This is a genomic window from Actinocorallia lasiicapitis (genome assembly GCF_054778695.1).
This window is the reverse complement of record NZ_BAAGZI010000923.1, coordinates 1-541: the sequence shown is the minus strand read 5'-3', so window position 1 is coordinate 541 and position 541 is coordinate 1. Positions and strand designations below refer to the sequence as shown.

Genomic DNA, 541 nt, shown 5'->3' with positions numbered 1-541 from the left:
CGGGGGAGCGGTCACCGGCGGCGGTCCGGGCGCGCAGCAGGGCGTGGTCGGCTTTGACGGCCCAGCCGGGACGGCCCTGCGCCGCGAACAGCAGCCGCGACCGGTGGGCCGTGTCGGCGGCGCGGACGGAGTCGCCGCAGGCCAGCTCGGTGAGGGAGCTCAGGTAGAGGGCGTTGGCGGTCTCGGCGGCGCAGCCGAGGCGGCCGGTGTCGTCGAGGACGCCGGTGAGCAGGTCGCGGGCCTCGCCGGGAAGACCGCCTTCGAGCAGCGCCTCCGCACGATCGAGGAGCACCTGGAAGCGGCGTTCGCCGGTCAGCTCCTGCGCCGCCTCGTCGAACAGGGACAGGGCGCGGGCGAGCTCGCCTGAGCGGGCTGCCAGGAACCCGAGATTGCTGCGGACCATCAGTTCGAGCTCCCTGACCCCACCGCGTCCGGCCAGCGCGGCGGCCGTGCGGAACGCGCCGGCCGCCGTGTCCATCCGGCCCGCGTACACGGCCTTGACGCCCCGCGCCATACACGCGCCGGCCTGCGCGGCGACCGA

The 541-nt window shown here is 76.2% G+C and carries 1 pseudogene; it reads right to left on the bottom strand.

The features are described from left to right. Positions 1–541 (bottom strand): annotated as a pseudogene (locus tag ACYVE7_RS35520) (CHAT domain-containing protein); the annotation flags it as partial.